The sequence below is a fragment of the Flavobacterium sp. NPDC079362 genome (assembly GCF_050267765.1).
GTDB classification, from domain to species: Bacteria; Bacteroidota; Bacteroidia; order Flavobacteriales; family Flavobacteriaceae; genus Flavobacterium; species Flavobacterium azizsancarii.
In genome coordinates, this window is sequence record NZ_JBNNFM010000002.1 from 335,989 (window position 1) to 355,939 (window position 19,951).

Genomic DNA, 19,951 nt, shown 5'->3' on the forward strand with positions numbered 1-19,951 from the left:
ATATTTGATTTTAAAAGTTTGAAAAATAAAATTGTTTAGAACCCTTTACTACCTGCTCAAAACGGCATGTCGTCCTCAGGCTCTTTTAATGTAGCTTTTTTGTTTTCTCCCTGCTCTGCAGTCTGCCCCGTTTTCATTGCCTGCGCACCTTCGGATTTCTTCCCGCCCCCGTGCAGTTTGATGTTCGAAGTATTGAAATTCAGCCCTGCGCGAGGCTCCCCGTCATTGCCTTTCCACGCCCTTGCGCTTACCATGCCTGTAAGTTCCACCACCGTGCCTTTGGTCAGCCACTCGGCAACCCTCGGGCTTACCCAGTAGGCGCAATCAAAAAATGTGGTCTGCTCCACCTTGTCGCCTTTTCTGTTTTTGTAGCTCTCATTGATGGCTACTGAAAAATTTACTACCTGTCTGCTGTCTGACAATGTGTTTACTTTCGCATCTTTTGTCAATCTTCCTGTGATGTTCATGATTTCTAGTTTTTAAATTGTTACTTTTTTTTCCCGCCCCGCATTTTTACTTTTTACTTTTTTTACTTTTTTTTGAAATTTTATTCGGCAATGAGAGCAGGCGCTGTTTTGTTTCATCATTGCTTTTTTCAATATTTCAATTCTCATTTCTGACATTTTTTTTTATTCGTCTAAAGAGCCGCAGTATGCTATGTTTTGTTTCATGAGCATAAAAAGGTGAGTGTCCGGCAAAAGCAAGGCTCTGGCAAAAAAAACAACCCGGATGGGTGGAGATTTTTTGACAAGACCTGAAAGGCCCCGGCCTTGCTTTTGCTCAAGGACACGGACTACCTTTGCTCCTGAAATAAAACAAAAGCATACAGGGTCTCGGGTAAAAAGAAAAAGGGAAGCAATGGGGATACTATGGATAAAGAGCAACAAGAAAAGTAGTCAGCTTGGGGTGAATTGAAAAAGATGTTCCCGTGGCCTCAAGACCGCTGGCGTCTTAGTTCGGCAAAAAAAAACAGGCAGCTGATTTTTAACTAAATTAAAAACAGCCCCAGAACAAGTAAAATAAGTGATTTACAGCTATTACTGCACATCTCAAAGATTTAGTATATTATTCTTATATTCGCTAAAAAATCATACTAATTGAACAAAGCCCGCTAAAAAAGTTGTATTGGCGCCATTTTACCGTTAATATAAATTAGTCAGTGGCAACAAAACCCAAACTTCATGAAATTAGACATTGGTGTAGAAAATAGACAAGAAATTCTTCAATACTCACTTTTGATAGAAAATTTCACCTCAATATTTCTTTCTAAACTTTTAGGTATAGAGAACTATGAAGAAACTAAGTCATTTGGAAATCAAAGTGGAAATCTATCATTTAATCAAAAAATAGATCTATTAATTGACATCGGTGCTTTAGACAAAAATGAAAAGAAGAAATTCCAGACATTCATGGAAATTCGTAATCAATTTATGCATAATTACAATGCAAAAAATTATGAATCCTGTTTTAATTATTTAGAAGGAAAAGCAACTTTTATTCTGAAAATCTTTCCTCAAAATGCTGAATTACCAACAGAAGAGAAATTGCATAAAGCTACCATAGAACTCGCAGGAGACGTATTGAAAACCACCGTAAATCTCATTGAAAAAATAAAAGAAAAGATATCCAAAGATGTAGAAGGTGAAATGCTTAAAAAATTTAAAACCGATACATTGGAAATTATAAAGCAAATTGAAGATGGATTCAACGAACTTTACACAGCTCAAAAGGAAAAGGGTGCAAAAACTATAAATATTGAGGAATTAAAAGGCTTAGGAACTTTGATTAGAAGATCATACTATAGTTTATTAACGAAGAAAATAACCGAAAAAAATAAGCTGCACTAACAGATACACCGCTGCAGAAGACTTATAACAGTGTAAAACTGCTTTATCAAAAAATACTGCTGATATAATCTCAACTAAAAAATTGAAAAAATGAGTAAATTAACATTAACTATTTTAGGCCTCTGCCTGACACTTTTTACTTTTGGCCAGGGGAAGAACCAGAAAAAATGGGACAGGGTTGTTTCGGAAATGACCAAAGCAAACCAGGGCGATACTATATCTGCAAGGTCAAAAGCTATTTTGGAATGGTCTGATTTTAAAATGCCACCTGAATCAAGCAAAGATCTGCATGTCCATCCGGAATTGACATTTGGTGTTTTTACCAAAAAAGTAAATGTCTGGACAGGAACTATCACTGTTGAATCCTATGGAGGAATCAGAAGGGATTTATCGTGGGTTAAACCCGAATATAAATCCCAGCAATTACTGGATTACCTACAGCTGAAATATAACATTTCACATTACTTTGCCAAAAAATCAGAAAAAGAGATTAACAGCGGAAAAATAAATGCGGGAAATGTCAATAAAGTTAACGGAATTATAGAGAAACATTTAGATGCCAGGGACAAAGCTCTAAATGAATTTGATACAGAGTCTAATTTTGGAAGCAATGCTGAAGCTCTAAATAAGTGGAAAGAGAAACTACGCAGTAACGAAATATAAAATGCTGCCTGCAGCAACAGCTACAACGGATTTGATCAACTGGGATAAATCATAGTGTAAAGAAGCAGAGTAATCGCAAGATCCTGTAAAAAAAACCGTTAATAATAACGGTTTTTTTATTGGCATCAAATCTGGATACATTAAAATTTTCGCTGGGAAGGTTTAATATTGCCGGGCGCACCACCGTCTGTTTCATCTCGGGCGCGTTCATCTTCTCGAAGCTCCTCATTGCCCAGTGCCCCTATTTCGAATTCCTTATGAACGGGATTATCCTGGTCTGGTTCAATGGTTTTAAAGGGCTCACCTTCAGCCTCATTGCTCTGAGGAGCATCAATTTCAGTTTCAAAACCTTCAGAGGGATCATTATTTATAAGATCCTCTTCAATGTCCTGTTCGGTTATATCTTTCGATTCACTGTCCGATTCATTGTCAAGATTCTCTGAATCATAAGGATTACCGTTTGGATCACTGTTTTGCTCGTCTGAATTTGGAATCTTGCTATCCTGCTTATCATGGTGACCGGATTCCCTGCTGATCTCTTCGGTACTCAGGTCATTTCCATAATCGGGCTGGGCATTTTCTGTAAAGGTATGACCTGTGGAGGTAGTTTTTTGTTGTCCCTGTTTACCTGTGTCTGCGTTTTAAAAATTCTTGTCATCCTGACCGTAATTTTCCGGTTTGTCTGAATTCATCATTTTATTTTTTTTAATTAAATTTTTACTATCGTTTTTTTAAAGAAGTGTGTCTTCGCAGGTCTGCTGGCATTGCCGCGCTTGTTAGCATTTCCCTTGTGTATCCTTTGTTGATTGTCCTTTATCAAATGTAAAGAGGATAGTAATATTTTTTTTTACAGAATAATGATTTGCATTTATAAAATAGCTATCAGACAATCAAGGAGCTAGGCACCAATATAGTAGAAAAAAATAATTTTGTAGCTTATTAATTAGTATTGAAAAACTAAAACCAAAACATAAAAATGGATTCAATCCTTAGCCCCGATAGCAGTGAAAATCCTTTTGTGCCGGTGTTCGGCACAAAAGATTGCAACGAATAGCGGGAATAGCTCCTAAAAAACAATCTGATATCTCATAACCAACTGAAAATAATATAATTAAACAAAGCCAGGCTGTAATTTAATCCATCCTCTAATTTTTAATTTTACCCTACCTTCTTCCACTAAGCCGCAATAAGTCCGAAACAGGAAGAAGAGCTTTAAAGAAATTACAAACTATTTAAATTATAACATTATGATACCACAAGAAAACTACGATACGTATTCTCAGCAAGACAGCATGTATCACATGGGGGAAGAATCCATCCATTCAGAAACCATGGAGCACACCGATCCGGGAGTGAACCAGCACTATGATGATGAAAGATCTGCCGACCACCAGCCCACCGAACTGGACCATGACGATGCAGACAGAAGGACTCTTGATGAGTCCCAGGCCGATGAGGATGATGAGGAATAAAGATATACCTCTTACCGCCTATTACAAAATTGAAAAGCCTTCTAAATGACTGCATTTAGGAGGCTTTTTTTGGATTAATTTTTATTGTTTTTAAGGCGTAGCTTCTCGGGCAGTCCCCACTACCAGCCGATTCAATTTCTGGTACGGCCGCTAACTTAACATCAAAGCGCCCTGCAATAAAAATAAAACCGCTAATTTTGCCTTTTGACAGTAGATTTAAAGCTGTCATAGCAGCTTTGAACGGGAATGAGATATGAAAAAGTTTGAAATAAAAAAAATAGCCCCCGACAGCTGGATGGTTTCCCACAATGAACTGCCAAAATTTACGTGCCGCTTTGAGCAGGGGAAATTCAATTACAGCCGCACTATCAAAGGACTTTCAGATCCCACGGGCGACCCGAAGGAAATCCAGCTGCTTGAGAAAATGGAAAAATGGCTTGCCCAGTACCATAAGGACAAAATAAACGGCTGATTTGATGAAATTGAAAGGAAGGTTTACAACAGCTAAATTAACCGAAATTTTCCACTGTCCTTATTGCAGCAGCGCCAGTCCATTTGTAGGACCTCAGCCAGGAATGCTTTCAGGGTATCAAACCCGCTGGGCTTCACTGCATAAAAACTGGCCCCAAGCTCGAGTGCCCTGTCAATGTCCAGGGGATCACTGCTGGTGGAAAACATAATAACCTTTACCTCTCTTATGGCCCCTTTTAATTTTCTTATTTCTTCCAGGCAGTCAAAGCCGTTTTTTTTGGGCATGTTCAAATCCAGAAAAATAACATCGGGAAGCGGATCGGACAGCGTATGGAGGATCTCCATGAGTTCCGCCCCATACTGTGCTTCTTTTAAAACAACCTCAGGATTAACTTCCAGCATGGCCTCGGTAAAGAAGATTCTGTCATCCTGGTCATCATCTGCTATATAAATATGTCTCTGGAAATTTTGTTGGGACAAGGCCATAGTAGTGTATTTTTAAGTAAAGATAAAAATTTAAAAATATGCAAATGCTAATATAAATAAATTAGCTTTTTCAAGTTGATAAACCATCGAAGCATATCCGTGCAAGGGTTAACGATTACGTAAAGTTAAAAAAATAGTTTAAGAAAAAACATATGAATTTTAGTTTACGACCGATTGGAAAACATCAAGGAGCTGGTCAGCGCTATGGTGAAGCTTGAAAAAGAAAACAAAGAACCTGTCAAATGTCGAGGAATACCTGCAGGAAATTGCGCTTCGGCACAAAAGATTGCTTCGCCAGTTCGCTAACGCTGGGGTGAAACATATAGCGGGAAAAGCTCCTAAAAACTAATTAAACCTAAAAAATAATACTACATATAATTGACCAGATGATCAATTCTAATCAGATTCCCCGGCAATTCCTGATACTGGATCAATCCAGCCTCAAACTAGATCAGCTGTTTCCAGCTATAGTAACAGCAGCCAAGGCAATTAAAATAGCTCCTTGGTACCTATTGGTGCGCAGCTAAGAAATTTAGTTTATTATTATTATATTCGCTAAAAAAAAAGCAATTACTAATTGCACAAAGCCAGCTAAAAAAAACTAGTATTTGTGCCGTTTTATGGCTGGTATAAATGAGTTAGCCTTCATTTCAACAAACAGAAAAAATGATAGAGAATTTACCTGCATACATATCACTGGCTTTTGTGCTTACATCAGTTGGGACTTTGCTACTTTTCATTTGGGCTATTAGAAGCTCGAATTCTGAATTGACCCGAAAAAAAGCAGCACCAATTTCTATCGGTCTTACAATTTGGCTGATTATTCAAGCTGTTTTGACTTTAGAAAGTTTTTATAACACTGACACAAACTCCTTGCCGCCAAAAATAATGCTGATAGGGATCTTACCAACTATTTTGACAATCATTCTATTGGTTGCAACTTTAAAAGGAAGACAATTTATTGACAGTTTGCCTCTCAAAAACTTGACCTATTTAAACATTGTTAGGGTACCGGTTGAAATAGTTTTGTTTTGGCTTTTTATCAACAAAGCAATTCCGCAGCTTATGACTTTTGAAGGCCGGAACTTTGACATTATAGCAGGAATAACAGCTCCGGTCATTGCTTACTTTGGTTTGACTAAAATGAAAATTAACCCAAATGCAATACTGACCTGGAACTTTATTTGTCTTGGACTTTTAATAAATATTGTTGTGAATGCTTTATTTTCAGCACCATCACCAATACAAAAATTTGCTTTTGAACAACCCAACATAGCGATTTTGAATTTTCCATTTAGTTGGTTGCCAACTTTTATAGTTCCAATTGTATTGTTTGGACATTTAACGTCAATTAGACAATTATTAAAACAAAAAAGCGAAAGAAAATAAGACAACCATCAGCCAAAGCGCGCTACCATCAAGCCGCGACTTCGGCTTAATTTAAAAATGGTCTTGTGTTTGAAAAATTAGTTAGTCAGGAGCAGAAATAACAGCCTCTTTAATGTTTTTACACAATAGGTATTCCGATCCAATAAAAAATAAACATTAGTGCCATAGTTATTCCAATACTGCACAAAGTAAGTAAACGCCAATAAACAGACCTTCCATTGCCATAGCGCCAAATCCTCTCACCGGTTTGTTCCCTATTTGATTTTAAAGTTACTTTAGCCAGTATATAGGTTGAGAGAATAAAGATCGAAATTGTAATTAACCAAAATTTAATCATCGTTCCTGTTTTTAAAATATTGTTAAATTTACTGTTTTTTTTTATAAAATCACCGTGATTACTTACCTATTCATTGCGTAATGTCATAAATAAAAATTGAATATACCGGAAATTTAATAAAACAAATTTGTGTGGATATGCAATTCTCCAAGACAAAGACAGTGATCCCGGCAGCGCTAGCCCCGATTGCTTCGCCCGTTCGCTAACGCTGAGGTGAGACATATAGGGGGAAAAGCTCCTAAAAAACAATAACTGTCTTAAAAAATTATCTGCCAAGAACTGCAGCCCGAAAAACTAAATACCATTTCATACCTCCCCTGCTTTAGAAACTGCAAAGCCATCAGTACGCCTGATCGTATTTATAACAGCAATACGTGAAGCACTTATATTAAACCTTTTACTTTAAAGCCTATCTAATCCTATAGCAAAAGATTTAAACTGCAGCTGCCCTTATTGAAAATTGGAAATTTAATTTCAAAACAAAAACTATAAAAAATGAAAATCAAAAACATACTGCCGATACTTCTATTTTTGACCAGTTTCCCGTTTTATGCGCAAAATGAAAAAACAAACCAAAAACTCGAAAAAATTAAAGCCTATAAAATTTCTTTTTTAAATGAAGAGCTTGAACTTGCTTCGGCAGAGGCTGAGAAATTCTGGCCTCTTTACCATGCATATGAAGAGAAAAAGTATAAGCTGCGGCATGAAAAAATGGAAACCTATCTGCAAAAACTCAGCGATGATACTATCAATTCTACTTCAGAGAAACAGGCCCGAGCACTTTTATCACAAATGGAAAACACCAACAGGGCACTCTATCTGTTGAGAAAAAATTATCTCAGCAGCCTTCGCCAGGTACTCCCAGCGAAAAAAATAGTAAGGCTCATAAAATCTGAAAAGGATTTTAACCGAAAATTGTTAAAACAATATCGTGATAAAGCCGGTAAAAAGTAAACAAAAAAAAGTAAACAATAGCGATAGAAGCCCTTTAAGCAGTTTGTTTACTTGTTTGGGCTTCTGGTTCTCTTAGCCGCATCGGGCGTTACACCCTGTGTGCTCGATAGTATGGCTGAGATAAGCAGTATGAATTTTCAGGGGCGCCATAATACTAAAACAATTTACCTTTTTTTTGTCCTGGTGAGCTCCAGATCAAATACCGAAGTACAGTTTTCCTCTGTGGTAATGGTCTGGGTGCCTTTAATAACATTATCCGTTATATCATCCAGAACAACTTTGATTTTCAGGCGACTCTCCGAGAGGCTGTCAGGACTGGATTCCAGGATGATTTTATCCCCATTGTGTATTGCCCTGAATACATTGAGCAGCTTTTTGCTGTTCAGGCCATTGGCATACACCCTGACGGAGTCCTTTACAAACTCCCAGAGCTCATTTCTCCGATCCCCGATTACATACAGCCCGCAGTTGGCTTTGCGGCAGAGCATTTCGCTGTCCCAAAGCCCCTGTACCGATAATTCCCACTCCCTGATGGACTGGGCATTGCTGAATACCGAATCTTTTAATACTACAGCATTTTTGCTATTCTCAAGTCCTGACTCTTTTTTTCTTTGACATGAAATACACATCCATACAAGAAGTATTATTACTGGCAATTTTTTCATAGCTCTTTTTTTTGGACCTGTAATATACTCAAAATTAGGCGCGATACCAAAAAAGGTTATAACACAAAACGTATAATATGCCGGAAAATTGCCAATATGCACCAATGAAGTTCGCTAAAATGGCACGTACTTACCAAATAATAGTTTGATTTTAAGTAAAGAAAACTATATTTGAAAAACTTTAAATATTTCAAAATGAAAAACATCACACTTTTTTTTCTAATATTAGTAAGTACAGCGGCTTATTGCCAAAAGGGGCCTAAAATTGAGTTTTCAGCTCCCGATAATACGATAGATTACGGCCAGATTTCAAAAGCAGATATCACAGAAGGGACTTTTGAATTTAAAAATACAGGAGACGCGCCCTTACTAATTACAGGGGCGGCATCCACAGCAGGCTACATCATGGTCACCAAACCTGTCATGGCCATTATGCCGGGCAAAAAAGGCAAGATCAGCATTAAGTATAAAAATATGCCCACCGGCCCGATACGCAAGACCATTATCGTTGAAAGCAATGCCGTAAATGAGCCCGGTGGAAGGGTTGGCCTGAAAATCAAGGGAGAGGTCCTGTAAACTTCCTGCCTGTGTTATGATAGTATAAAGGCGTTTATGTTTTGCCTGCCGAAAAAACAGGCTCACTTTTGCCGAAGCCCTGGTCCAAGCAATAAAAAAACCCGGAACTAAGAGCCCGGGTTTTACTATTCTTTAATCTAATAATTACCTTTAAATGCTACATCCCTTCTTTATTCGATCCTTCATGCGCCTTAAGGCTAAAGGGAAAATATGCCAGAATGCTTCATTCCCTGCAAAGATATAATTTTTAAATTAAATCCCTGCCGTGAAGTCCGCAACGCCGTTAACTTTCCCAATTTATCCCAGTTTTCCCAATGTTAACGCCCTTTTTTATGAAACTATCAAATGAAACAAATGATTAAACCGTTTTCATCAATAAAAACATCACCATCACCAATTTCCCGGCTGCTAAAACCTGAACCTGAATACATATATTACTTAATTACTTTATAATGTTTTAATCCTTCCAATATACCTGCGGAAGCCGGGCTTTTTGCTACAAAAATACTTTTGGTGGTCTGGTAGTGATTCAGTTCAATGCTTCGGTTGCCCACTATAATTCCTTTTACGGCTCCCCTGAACATATCAATATCGTTGCCTGAATCGCCCGCTGCAATTACCCTGGATAAGGGAATTGCCCATTTGCGGCATAAAAATTTAATGGCATTTCCCTTCGAGGCCCTCTTGGGAATAAAATCCAGAAACTGTCCGTGACTGGGAATAATGTTGATTTTATACCATCCTTTACCCAAAGCAGCCACCAGCTGGTCATAATCGTATTTTTCCTTGTCATAATAATAAGAGATTTTAAAGGGGTTCTGCGCTTCCTCTTCCTGAAGTTTTATCCATGATATGGCCTTCAGGCGGTTTTCTACCTCTTCCCGCTTCCATCTCCCGGACAAAAATGTGGCCCATCCCTTGTCTAAAATATAATCTTTTCCGTTGGTATAATAGATTTCGGTTCCCACAGAACAGATAATAAAATCAGGCGCAGGAAACTTCTCTTCTTCAATTACCTTCTTTACCAGCCTTAAGTTTCTTCCTGTTGCCAGGGCAAAAGCCATTTTCTCTGTTCGATTGATCAAATGAGCTTTCAATTCTTTGAATCCCGGATTGTTTAACTTAGGCTCTATCAGGGTTCCGTCAATATCGGAAACCAGTAAGTTCTCTACCTTTCTTTTTAATCGTGAAATATTAATGTTGGGATAATGCTGTTTTTTGATACCCGCGCCGGAGGAAAGTGACAGATTCTCATCAATAAGGGCTACATACTGGTTGACATGGCTCAGCCAGCTGTAGTGTTTCTGGATATTGATCGCCCCGTTATTGGAATAATATTTCCACTGGTTCTCATCGGTTAATATGGTCCGGAGCGCTTTTTTGATCTGCCCCACATCAAGGGGATCCACCAAGATACCGTTCTGGCAGGTCGGGATAATTTCCGAGGGGCCGCCGTTTTTGGTCACCACAACCGGCAGACCCGAACTGGCCGATTCAATGACGGTCAGCCCAAAATTTTCATGCAGGGTCAAATTCGCAAATACCCCTCTTTTCTCGGCCGCATAACGATAAATGATCGAAACTTCGTTCTCCACATCGTGCTTTTTGGGAATGGCCATTTTTCCATACAAATCGTACTTGTCCATCGCTAAAAGCAGATCAGTCAGTACGTCTTTTTCAGATTCGGGCATCCTTGCAATATCTTTTCGGATTCCGGCAAATATGACCAGATTGGCCATACTCTGCAGTTCCTTGTCTTTTCCGTAAACTTCAATCAAAGTATGAAGGTTTTTATGACGGTCAGGTCTTGAAAGGGCCAGTATAAAAGGCTTATGGGGGTTAATTAAAAACTTGGAAATGCTTTCAGCCACCCAGTATTTCCTTTGCTCTTCCTCCATGTGTTTTACCGAATCCTGTTCCTTATGGTAGTAAGGAACAAATTTGCGCGTGTCGATTCCCGGGGAGATGGCATGGTATTTGGCCAGTCCAAAATTTTTATAAGGCTTATAGGTTTCAATTTCCTGCTCGGTGGAGGTAATTATAAATTCTGATAATTCGAGTGTTTTTTCCTCAGCGGCAATCCGGGCTTCAAACTTAAATTTCTTTTCCATCTCCTGCTGGGAAATGCCGTTTTCAAAGAGTTTTTTTCTTTTATAAAAACCCAGGGAATGTCCGGTATGGGCAAATGGAATGTTTAAAATGGTCGATAATTCACTGGCCGCATATCCGGCATCACCGTAATGCGAGTGAATCCAATTGGGGAAAATATCATGAAATTTAATATGGTGCACCACTCCGGTCACAAAAGTGTCCAGGCCTTCCCATAACTGTTCTTTGGGTTTGTATTTTTTTCCTAAAAAAGGAATTCTTCTTATATCTAATTTTTCATTTACAGCTTCAACCCCTACTGCATATTCAGAGGAAAGAGCCGGATCATCAATGAGCCTTGTAAATAAATCAACGTGTTCTACACCGGGATGCCGGGATAAGAATTCAGCAAACTCGTATACATATTTTGTCTGTCCTCCATTATCGGCATCTCTACCAATCTCCAGACCTGAACCTTTTAAGAGGCCATGAATGTTGATTATTGAAATTCGTAATTTTGTCATCATTTATTTTATTGATTAGATTTTTAATATACAAAAAAATAAAGCAATTCGGCTCAAAAACCAAAAAAACAGCAATAAAGGGCTTCAAATACTGCAGTGGCAGGCCATTTTAACACTAAAGGAGAAAAAAAATTAATTGTTCCGCAAAACCTAAAACTTTATTGAAATCCACCCATAGTATTAAAATAAATTTTATCTTTAATAAAGACAGGCCCTTGGTAATATTAATACGTTAATTAAAAAAAACATGAAAAACATTAAAGATATTCTAAATCTTAAAGAAGGAGAAGACGACAGGGAAAAGACACTGGAAACCGTAAAGAAAAACATATCTTTCAAAGGTGCCAATCTTTGGATACTGGCCTGCGCCATTATTGTGGCTTCTGTAGGGCTTAATGTAAACTCGACGGCTGTCATTATTGGCGCGATGCTCATATCGCCCCTTATGGGGCCTATTGTAGGGGCTGGTTTTGCCCTTGGAATTTATGATTTTTCACTGCTTAAAAAATCGCTTCGCAACCTGCTCAATGCCACTGTGGTGAGTCTGGTGGTCTCCACCCTGTATTTTTACCTGAGCCCTTTCAAGGATGTACAGTCTGAACTGCTGGCCAGAACCGCGCCCAATATTTATGATATCCTTATTGCATTTTTCGGAGGTGTTGTAGGGGTAATCGCCGTTACCCGCTCAGAAAAAGGCAACCCTATTCCCGGTGTGGCTATCGCAACGGCCTTAATGCCGCCCTTATGTACGGCCGGGTATGGAATTGCCACTGCGCAATGGGCCTTTTTCCTTGGGGCCTTTTACCTGTACTGCATCAACTGTGTTTTTATCGGAATTGCCACTTTTTTAATCATCAAGTACCTGAATTACCCTGCTGTTAAACAGGTGGATGAAAAGCACCAGAAACGGGTAAAATATACTATTGCTTTTTTAATCACTGCCATGCTGGCCCCCAGCAGCTACCTCGCCTATTCCCTATACAGGGAACAGCAGTTTAAAAAGAACGTGAATCTTTTTATTGATGATCAGTTCAGCACTAAAGGATATACCGTTGTGTACAAAAAAACCGATTTTAACGCTCAGAATAAAAAACTCGAGCTTGCTTTTTTGTCCAAGCGTTTTTCCCCTGAAGAAATAAAAGACCTTAAAAACAAGCTCAACGGCAATAAATACCTAATGGGCACCAAGCTTCATATCAGGCAGGACAGCACTGATCGTTTTAACGACATAAAAGGCGATATCCTCAATCAGATCAAGAGCAGCGAGAATGAGATGAACGTGAAAGACGTGAAAATCGTGCAGCTGGAGAAAGAGCTGGCAAAAAACAAATTTGACAGCAGGCAGATTTTAAAAGAAATAAGGACTTTATTTCCCAATGTCCGTTCGCTTTCCATTGCAAAGAGCACTCTTATAAATTATAAAGACAGCACCGCAACAATCACCGCTGTTATCTACGACGCCCCAAAGAGCCTCACCTCAGAGGAGAACGAAAAGCTCAGAAAATGGCTCAATGAGCGCCTTCTGGTAAAAGATGCGGCGCTTTTCAAGAGACAGTAAAAACAATATAAAATTATTTCTTGCGCTGTTTTTTATTATAAAGGCTCAAAAGCAGAAAGCCCGATACACCGGCAAGTATCGAAGCAACTAAGATGGCAAATTTGGCCTCATTCTGATAGGCCTGATCCGAAAAAGACAATAAAGCTATAAATATAGACATCGTAAAGCCGATTCCTCCCAGAAGCCCCAGGCCAAGCACATGAGTCCATGTGGTTTCAGCGGGCAGGTCTGCAGCCCTGATCTTTACCGAGAACCACGACATTAAAAAAATACCTATCGGTTTTCCAAGGAAAAGACCCAGAATTATCCCCAAGGCGAGATTTCCCGAAAGCCCATTAAGCATTTCGGATTCAAAGGCAATATTGGTATTGGCCAGGGCAAAAATAGGCATAATGATAAAATTTACCGGCCTTGTAAGGGCATGCTCGAGTTTTTCCAGGGGTGAATCAGCATCCTCTTCATTGGTTGGCAGGGTCATTGCCACCAGCACTCCGGCTATGGTGGCGTGGATTCCTGAATGATGGATAAAATACCACATAACGGCGCCCGGCAGCAGATAAAACAGTAAATTCTTAACCCCCATGCGGTTAAAGACCATAAGCAAAACAAATATCGCTCCGGCATAACCCAGATAGAGAAAATGAAGTTCGGAAGAATAAAATATCGCAATAACCAGAATGGCTATCAGATCATCGACAATAGCCAGTGCGGCAAGAAATATTTTAAGGCCCGACGGGACTTTACTGCCTAACAGCGAGAGAATCCCAAGTGCAAAGGCAATATCGGTAGCCATAGGAATACCCCAGCCTTTTGCCGTTTCAGGGCTATGTCCGTTAAAAAGAAAGTAAATCACTGCCGGGACAGCAACTCCTCCTAGGGCTGCCAGTACAGGCAGGGCTGCCTGACGAATAGACGAGAGTTCGCCCTCTATGACTTCCCTTTTTATTTCCAGGCCCACCAGCAGAAAGAAAACAGCCATCAGCCCGTCATTGATCCACAACAATATGGGATATTTAAGATGCACAGCAGGTGTTTCATATCCCAGCGGATAGGCAAGAAAATCATTAAAAGATGTCCCCAGGGATGTATTGGCTATTAAAAGCGATACAAAGACACATATTAAAAGTAATATGCCTCCAGATGAGGAGGATTGAAAAAAATGCGCGAAAATTTTAAGATTGATCAGTTTTGCCATTTCACAAAAATAGGCATTACAGCCTAAAAAGCCAAGAAGATCAGCAGAAATAACTCAAAGAACTGTACGCTGTGGGCAGTTAGATTTAATTCTCAAATCCAGTAAAAGCCGTCTTGATTACCGGCAGTGACATCATTCTTAATCAGAACCGCTGCGGCTTATTGTTTTTTATCTGCCTTAAATTTAATACGTTCCACAGTTCGCCAGACTATTGAGAAGGGAAAATAATCAAAATATTTTAGTAATAAACATCAAGGATAATTTTAGTCTTAGAGCTTTCGATAATTTTTTCCAGTCTTTTAAAAAAGGCTTCATTGACCATCGGGCATCCATGACTATTTGAAATATAGTAATCCTGCTCCTCATAAGGTACGGCTGAATAATGGTGAAGGACAATTGCTCTTTTAAAAGCATTGCTGTTGGTCTGGTCCAGTCCGACAAGCTTGTACGCTTTGCCGAATATTCCTCTATAGGCTTTCTCTACAGCATACCTGCCAAGGGAAGTACAGTTGGAATTGGGTTCATTGCTGAATTTGAGGTCTCCGCGTACTGCTGTTTCCGAACCGCTGCCATGGGCTACCAGCCCCTGATCCAGAATCGTATTATTTTGCAGATCATAAACAAAAAAACGGTTTTTTCCCGATTTTATTTTCATATCAACCAAAAATGCAATTTTGGTATTGTATTTAGGATCAAGACCGGTTATTGACCGTACATCATTTACATGGGTGCTTATTCTTTCGAGTTCAAAATCAGAAAGGGACAACTTTTTAGAATAATTTATTGTTGTGAAAGATCCAAAGCTGAATAACAATGCTAAGTAAAATGCTCTCATTCCTAGCTATAATTAATTGTTAAAAAATCTTAAAAATTTATTAATTACTGTATTTCAAAATTATTATTTTTTTTATATAATTCACATGTGCGATGTGTTAAAATTATAAAAATAGCCTATATGTTAAAAAAAAGGGCATGTCAATTGTTAAAAAATGGGATATATGGCAGCGGGTAAATCTTGCTTTAAAATAAAAATTACAATTTCGCTGGCACTTTATTCTCTGAGAAGGCTTCTTTAGAACTACCTTTGTATTTCTACCCTTATAATAAAAAAATGTTCAAATTATATCTCTTATACGCTAAACAATTTTTAGTAAGAGGACAGGAAAAGCTGTCCAGAAAACAATTTATCTTTCTTTCCAGTGTACTGATCGGCATTGTTTCAGCTTTTGCCGTAATTTTTTTAAAGGCTTTTGCGCATTGGGTATACTCCTTTGCAACCTTCATTAATGCTACATTAAAATTGAGTTTTATTAACAGCATCCTCCCTGTGATTGGTATTTTACTGACTGTCTTGGTAGTCAAAAGGGTACTGGGCGGCACACTGGAAAAAGGAACTTCTCAAATATTATTTATTGTTGCCAGAAAAGCAAGCATCATCCCTAAAAAACAAATGTATGCACAGATCATTACAAGCTCCCTTACAGTGGGGCTTGGAGGATCGGCCGGACTGGAAAGTCCTATTGTGATTACCGGCGCCGCCTTTGGCTCCAATTTTGCCCAGCAGTTTAAACTGACTTACCAGGAGCGCACCTTACTTATAGGCTGCGGAGTTGCGGCCGGTATTGCAGCTGCTTTTAATGCCCCTATAGCCGGTGTTCTTTTTGCCATTGAAGTACTGCTGGTGGATGTGACAATCTCAGCCTTTACCCCTATTATGATTGCGGCCGCTACAGGGGCACTGGTATCTACTGTGGTTTTAAATGAAAATATACTATTGATATTCAGAGGCAAGCAGACCTTTGATTACCACAATATCCCTTTTTACGTTTTAATGGGGATTTTTACAGGTTTCATAGCGGTTTTTTATGCCAGAAAGTTTTTAAAAACAGAACACTTTTTTGCCCATTTAAAAGTTGGAGCCTACAGAAAAGCTTTAATTGGAGCCTCAATCCTGGGCCTTATGATCTTTATTTTCCCTACGCTTTTTGGCGAAGGATATGAAAGTATCAAAACACTTGCCGACAAGGATCCGGGAAAACTTTTGGAAAATACACTCTTTGCCGCCTACAGCAATAACAGCTGGATCTTATTGGCATTCGTGGGTTTTTCTATGTTTCTTAAAGCTTTTGCCTCGGGAATTACTTTGGGCAGCGGCGGGAATGGCGGCAACTTTGCCCCTTCGCTTTTTCTTGGCTCTTATGCGGGCTATTTCTTTTCAAAATTTTTAAACCTTACCGGATTTACGGATCTGCCTGTGAGCAACTTTACCCTTGTGGGCATGGCCGGAATCCTCAGCGGCCTGTTTCATGCGCCCCTTACCGCTATTTTCCTTATTGCTGAAATTACAGGGGGCTATGACCTTATGATACCCCTTATGATAGTAGCCTCTGTGAGTTTTGCCATTTCAAAACGTTTTGAAAAACATTCTCTGGATGTGAAGAACCTGGCCAGAAAAGGGAATGTATTTACCAGCAACAAGGATACCAATATTTTATGCACCCTGAATATTGAAGATCTTGTAAAAACAGATTATCTCACAGTGGATACTGATCAGGACCTGGAAAAGGTTTCGGATCTTCTGGCCCATTCCGATCAGGTCATTTTCGGGGTGGTAAGTGAAGATAACGAGCTTCAAGGCATAGTGTACTTTAATGAGATCAGGGAAATAATTTTTGACAGCGCCAAAATCAAAAATACACAGGTAAAAGACATAATGGTACAGCCCGTGCAGACTGTTCACTTATTTGACAGTATGGAAACTGTGATGAATAAATTTGAAAAAAGCAACAAGGTATTCCTGCCGGTACTGAAAAATGGAAAGTATTATGGTTTTATTACCAAATCTGATGTTTTGGAATCTTATCGTAACAGACTAAAATCTATGATATTTGAATAATTAAGAGCAATTTAATCTAATTTTCCAAAGCGCTTGCTTGACATTTTTAATATACAGTCAGATACCTCTTATTAAAAAATTAACTTAAAATAAATTCTCTGACGGTACTAAAAAATTGGCTTTCATAACATAAGCCTTGTTATTTGACGCTCTATTTGCTATATTTGATCCACTGCCCAGCACCAGCCTTGCAAACCGGTATTAGAAAGAATACATTATATAAGCAGATGAAACACTTTAAGATCTTACTTGGTACTTTATTGGTTCTTTTTTCTCTCACTTCCAATGCAGGAACTTATAAATATTCAGCTGCACAAGCAGTTGATAAAATGGTGCAGAGTATTCCTTATTGTGCATCCAAAAATGCACAGGCCGTTTTCTATGATGCATATCTCTGGAAAAAGCGGGATATTCATTATAAAATAAAAAATAAGGTAAGGGCCCGCGCTACTGCCGCTGAAAGCAGCATCTTTATAACCCCTTACTATTTAAATCTTCTGCGTTTTATAATTTATGAAAGCAGTCTGCTTTACGGCATAACTACAATTTATCAGATCAAACGCTGTACTTACCTTCACCTATACCAGCTTTTCTAGCTCTTTGATTTCTCTGCCGTTTTTCTTTAAATGAGAACCATGCACTGAAACGGATATCGGCAGTTCATAAAACATGGCAGTGCCCTGCAAGATTTTTAATTACCGGGCCGCCTTCAGCAGGTTATAAAACCATGCAGAATTATTTCTGGTCCCTGAAGATTAAAATATTTTTTTAACAAACCGCAAACCTGAACCAAGGCCCAAAATCACATTTATATCCCGGCTCTGCGGATGGAATTTAAATTGCTTATGAGCCAAATAATATCCGGCAAAAATATGCCGGGATTTATTATGCAGATGATCGGCAGCTCAGAGAGCCTTATTGCTGATAATCCCACACTAAGTATTTTCATTTCTAAGCATGCAGACTCGAAACCATAAATTTTGAAAGATATAGTATTTTTTCAATCCACTATTTTTTGTTTAACTTTTTAAAGAAAACCATAAACAAATAAAGTAATTTTATGTAATTTAGTGCTGAACCGTCATCTTAATATGCACATTTGCAAGCGCTCTGCAGGCATTCCAATTATGAAACCCTTTAGCAAATTAGTATAAATACACCCCCTTAAAAACCAATAGCTTAGCAACACAACTAAATCCAATCACTATGTACCGTAATATGAAGCTTTTAAATGATATAGTGGAAAGTGCCCCCCTTCCCATTGCAGTGTACTTAGGAGATCAGCTTAAAATTGAACTAGCCAATACCGCGATGATTAAAACATGGGGCAAAGGCGATCAGGTAATCGGGAAAAATTATCTCGATGTACTTCCTGAGGTGAAAAAATATGAATTTTTCCAGCAGGCCAAAAATGTTCTTCAAACTGGAATTCCCTTTCATGCACTCAATAAAGAAGTGGACCTGGTTATAGAGGGAGTAACAAAAACCCATTACTTTAATTATAGTTTTATACCTCTGATGGATCCGGACGGGACTATTTACGCAGTTATGAACACCGGTACAGACATAACCGATTTACATCTGGCCCAACAGCAGATACAAAATTCGGACGAAAGACTGCGCATGGCAATTGAAGCTTCAGATATGGGCACTTATGAAATCGACCTTGCCTCAAGGGAAATCAAGACCTGCGGAAAATTTAATTCAATTTGGTCCATTGATAAGGATATATCGGATGAGGAACTGATTGCCAGACTGCATCCTGAGGATTTAGCAGTTCGGGAAAAAGCGCTGCAGGAAGCGGAAATTACAGAAAAAATATCGTATGAAACCAGGATCATAAACCTTGACCAATCTGTTAAATGGGCTAAAATTACCGGCAAGATTATCAAGGACAAAAACAAAAAGCCAATTACCATCATTGGCATCATTCAGGACATTAACGAACAGCGGGAATTTGAGGATGAACTGAAAAGGCAGGTTGCCTCCAGTACCGAGGAACTAAAACGCTCCAATGATGATCTGCTTCATTTTGCCAATGTCGTAAGCCATGACCTGAGGGAGCCGGTACGAAAAATTAAAATTTTCAATACCCTTTTAAAAAATGAAAAAGACAGCGTTTTTAATGAGAACTGCAAAAAATACATCAGCAAAATAGACCAGTCTGCCGTTAGAATGAATAATATCATAGAGGGCATCCTTGCCTATTCCACCATCAACAAAACCAAACAGCCAATTGAAAAAATTGACCTTAATGAGGTTATTGAACACATCCGGACAGACCTAGAATTGATCATAAAAGAAAAAGGGGCCATATTCAATGCATGTGATCTCCCTGAAATAGAAGGAGCTCCAATTCTGATCACCCAGCTATTTTATAACCTGCTGCAAAATGCACTGAAATTCTCCAAGGCAGATCAGCCTCCAAGGGTTGTCATCACCTGCACTTTGGTCGCTATTGATGGACAGCAGGCTGTTGAGGTCAAAATCAAAGATAATGGAATCGGGCTTGATCCTGTTTTCGCCGAGAGGATATTTGGCGCCTTTGAAAGATTGAATTCCAAAGACCAGTATGAAGGAAACGGGCTTGGCCTTGCACTGTGCAGAAAAATAGCAGAAAGGCACCATGGCATTATAACTGCGGGGGGAGAAAAAGATAATGGGGCAGAATTTACAGTAACACTACCTTTAAAGCAATCCAATATCGTATGAAGTATTCATATATAATCATACATTGCAGCTGTATACCATAGATAAACAATATCTTCTTAATAACCTCTATAACGCTAGTTCGATCATGATGCTCCCTATAAGAAAGGCTGCCATAAGG

General features: G+C 38.8%; 18 protein-coding genes. 11 read left to right on the forward strand and 7 right to left on the reverse strand.

Going from position 1 to position 19,951, the window contains the following annotated elements; translation table 11 throughout:
- Window positions 1–56: 56 nt before the first annotated feature.
- Window positions 57–467, reverse strand: a complete 411-nt coding sequence (locus tag ACQKCJ_RS03705; RefSeq protein ID WP_427401415.1) for a single-stranded DNA-binding protein — start codon at window positions 465–467, stop codon at window positions 57–59.
- Window positions 468–1,181: 714 nt separating this feature from the next.
- Here ACQKCJ_RS03705 and ACQKCJ_RS03710 point away from each other — a divergent pair.
- From ACQKCJ_RS03710 to ACQKCJ_RS03720, 3 genes are all read left to right on the forward strand, one after another.
- Entirely contained in the window at window positions 1,182–1,847 is a 666-nt protein-coding gene (locus ACQKCJ_RS03710) for a hypothetical protein (protein WP_230038448.1), read from the forward strand.
- Between the two features lie 90 nt (window positions 1,848–1,937).
- Window positions 1,938–2,510, forward strand: a complete 573-nt coding sequence (locus ACQKCJ_RS03715; protein WP_230038446.1) for a hypothetical protein — start codon at window positions 1,938–1,940, stop codon at window positions 2,508–2,510.
- Between the two features lie 1,247 nt (window positions 2,511–3,757).
- Window positions 3,758–3,982, forward strand: coding sequence for a hypothetical protein (locus tag ACQKCJ_RS03720; protein WP_230038444.1), 225 nt, complete (start codon window positions 3,758–3,760; stop codon window positions 3,980–3,982).
- A 55-nt stretch (window positions 3,983–4,037) separates the two neighbouring features.
- Here ACQKCJ_RS03720 and ACQKCJ_RS03725 read toward each other — a convergent pair whose 3' ends face one another.
- Window positions 4,038–4,211: a hypothetical protein gene (locus ACQKCJ_RS03725; RefSeq protein WP_230038442.1), complete on the reverse strand. Its 174-nt coding sequence runs from the start codon at window positions 4,209–4,211 to the stop codon at window positions 4,038–4,040.
- A 24-nt stretch (window positions 4,212–4,235) separates the two neighbouring features.
- Here ACQKCJ_RS03725 and ACQKCJ_RS03730 point away from each other — a divergent pair, with 24 nt between their 5' ends.
- Window positions 4,236–4,454 carry a hypothetical protein gene (locus ACQKCJ_RS03730; RefSeq protein ID WP_230038440.1) on the forward strand — a complete coding sequence of 73 codons (219 nt, stop codon included), beginning with the start codon at window positions 4,236–4,238 and terminating at the stop codon, window positions 4,452–4,454.
- A 32-nt stretch (window positions 4,455–4,486) separates the two neighbouring features.
- Here ACQKCJ_RS03730 and ACQKCJ_RS03735 read toward each other — a convergent pair whose 3' ends face one another.
- On the reverse strand, window positions 4,487–4,939 hold the full coding sequence (locus ACQKCJ_RS03735) for a response regulator (protein ID WP_230038438.1): 453 nt from the start codon (window positions 4,937–4,939) through the stop codon (window positions 4,487–4,489).
- Between the two features lie 666 nt (window positions 4,940–5,605).
- Here ACQKCJ_RS03735 and ACQKCJ_RS03740 point away from each other — a divergent pair.
- Both ACQKCJ_RS03740 and ACQKCJ_RS03745 read left to right on the forward strand, forming a co-directional pair.
- A complete protein-coding gene (locus ACQKCJ_RS03740; protein WP_230038436.1) occupies window positions 5,606–6,328 on the forward strand; it encodes a 3'-5' exonuclease in 723 nt (240 codons plus the stop codon).
- Between the two features lie 832 nt (window positions 6,329–7,160).
- The gene (locus ACQKCJ_RS03745) at window positions 7,161–7,619 is read left to right on the forward strand and encodes a sensor of ECF-type sigma factor (protein ID WP_230038434.1); all 459 of its coding nucleotides are present in this window, start codon (window positions 7,161–7,163) and stop codon (window positions 7,617–7,619) included.
- Window positions 7,620–7,783: 164 nt separating this feature from the next.
- Here the strand turns inward: ACQKCJ_RS03745 and ACQKCJ_RS03750 are convergent, their stop codons facing one another.
- Entirely contained in the window at window positions 7,784–8,284 is a 501-nt protein-coding gene (locus ACQKCJ_RS03750; RefSeq protein ID WP_230038431.1) for a hypothetical protein, read from the reverse strand.
- A 195-nt stretch (window positions 8,285–8,479) separates the two neighbouring features.
- On the opposite strand from ACQKCJ_RS03750, the gene ACQKCJ_RS03755 reads away from it, so the two are divergent.
- A complete protein-coding gene (locus tag ACQKCJ_RS03755) occupies window positions 8,480–8,860 on the forward strand; it encodes a DUF1573 domain-containing protein (RefSeq protein ID WP_230038429.1) in 381 nt (126 codons plus the stop codon).
- 434 nt (window positions 8,861–9,294) lie between these two features.
- Here the strand turns inward: ACQKCJ_RS03755 and ACQKCJ_RS03760 are convergent, their stop codons facing one another.
- Window positions 9,295–11,475 (reverse strand): HAD-IIB family hydrolase, encoded by a 2,181-nt coding sequence (locus ACQKCJ_RS03760; protein ID WP_230038427.1) that lies wholly within the window; start codon window positions 11,473–11,475, stop codon window positions 9,295–9,297.
- 244 nt (window positions 11,476–11,719) lie between these two features.
- Between ACQKCJ_RS03760 and ACQKCJ_RS03765 the strand changes: the two genes are divergently transcribed.
- Complete coding sequence (locus ACQKCJ_RS03765; protein ID WP_230038425.1) at window positions 11,720–13,030, forward strand: DUF389 domain-containing protein; 1,311 nt, start codon at window positions 11,720–11,722, stop codon at window positions 13,028–13,030.
- A gap of 13 nt (window positions 13,031–13,043) precedes the next feature.
- On the opposite strand, the gene nhaA is transcribed toward ACQKCJ_RS03765, so the two are convergent.
- Window positions 13,044–14,225 (reverse strand): Na+/H+ antiporter NhaA, encoded by a 1,182-nt coding sequence (gene nhaA, locus ACQKCJ_RS03770; protein ID WP_230038423.1) that lies wholly within the window; start codon window positions 14,223–14,225, stop codon window positions 13,044–13,046.
- 238 nt (window positions 14,226–14,463) lie between these two features.
- Window positions 14,464–15,060: a murein L,D-transpeptidase catalytic domain-containing protein gene (locus tag ACQKCJ_RS03775; protein ID WP_230038421.1), complete on the reverse strand. Its 597-nt coding sequence runs from the start codon at window positions 15,058–15,060 to the stop codon at window positions 14,464–14,466.
- Between the two features lie 276 nt (window positions 15,061–15,336).
- Here ACQKCJ_RS03775 and ACQKCJ_RS03780 point away from each other — a divergent pair, with 276 nt between their 5' ends.
- From ACQKCJ_RS03780 to ACQKCJ_RS03790, 3 genes are all read left to right on the forward strand, one after another.
- On the forward strand, window positions 15,337–17,121 hold the full coding sequence (locus ACQKCJ_RS03780) for a chloride channel protein (protein ID WP_230038419.1): 1,785 nt from the start codon (window positions 15,337–15,339) through the stop codon (window positions 17,119–17,121).
- Window positions 17,122–17,348: 227 nt separating this feature from the next.
- Window positions 17,349–17,717, forward strand: a complete 369-nt coding sequence (locus ACQKCJ_RS03785) for a hypothetical protein (protein ID WP_230038417.1) — start codon at window positions 17,349–17,351, stop codon at window positions 17,715–17,717.
- 610 nt (window positions 17,718–18,327) lie between these two features.
- The gene (locus ACQKCJ_RS03790; RefSeq protein WP_230038415.1) at window positions 18,328–19,833 is read left to right on the forward strand and encodes a PAS domain-containing sensor histidine kinase; all 1,506 of its coding nucleotides are present in this window, start codon (window positions 18,328–18,330) and stop codon (window positions 19,831–19,833) included.
- Window positions 19,834–19,951 lie beyond the last annotated feature (118 nt).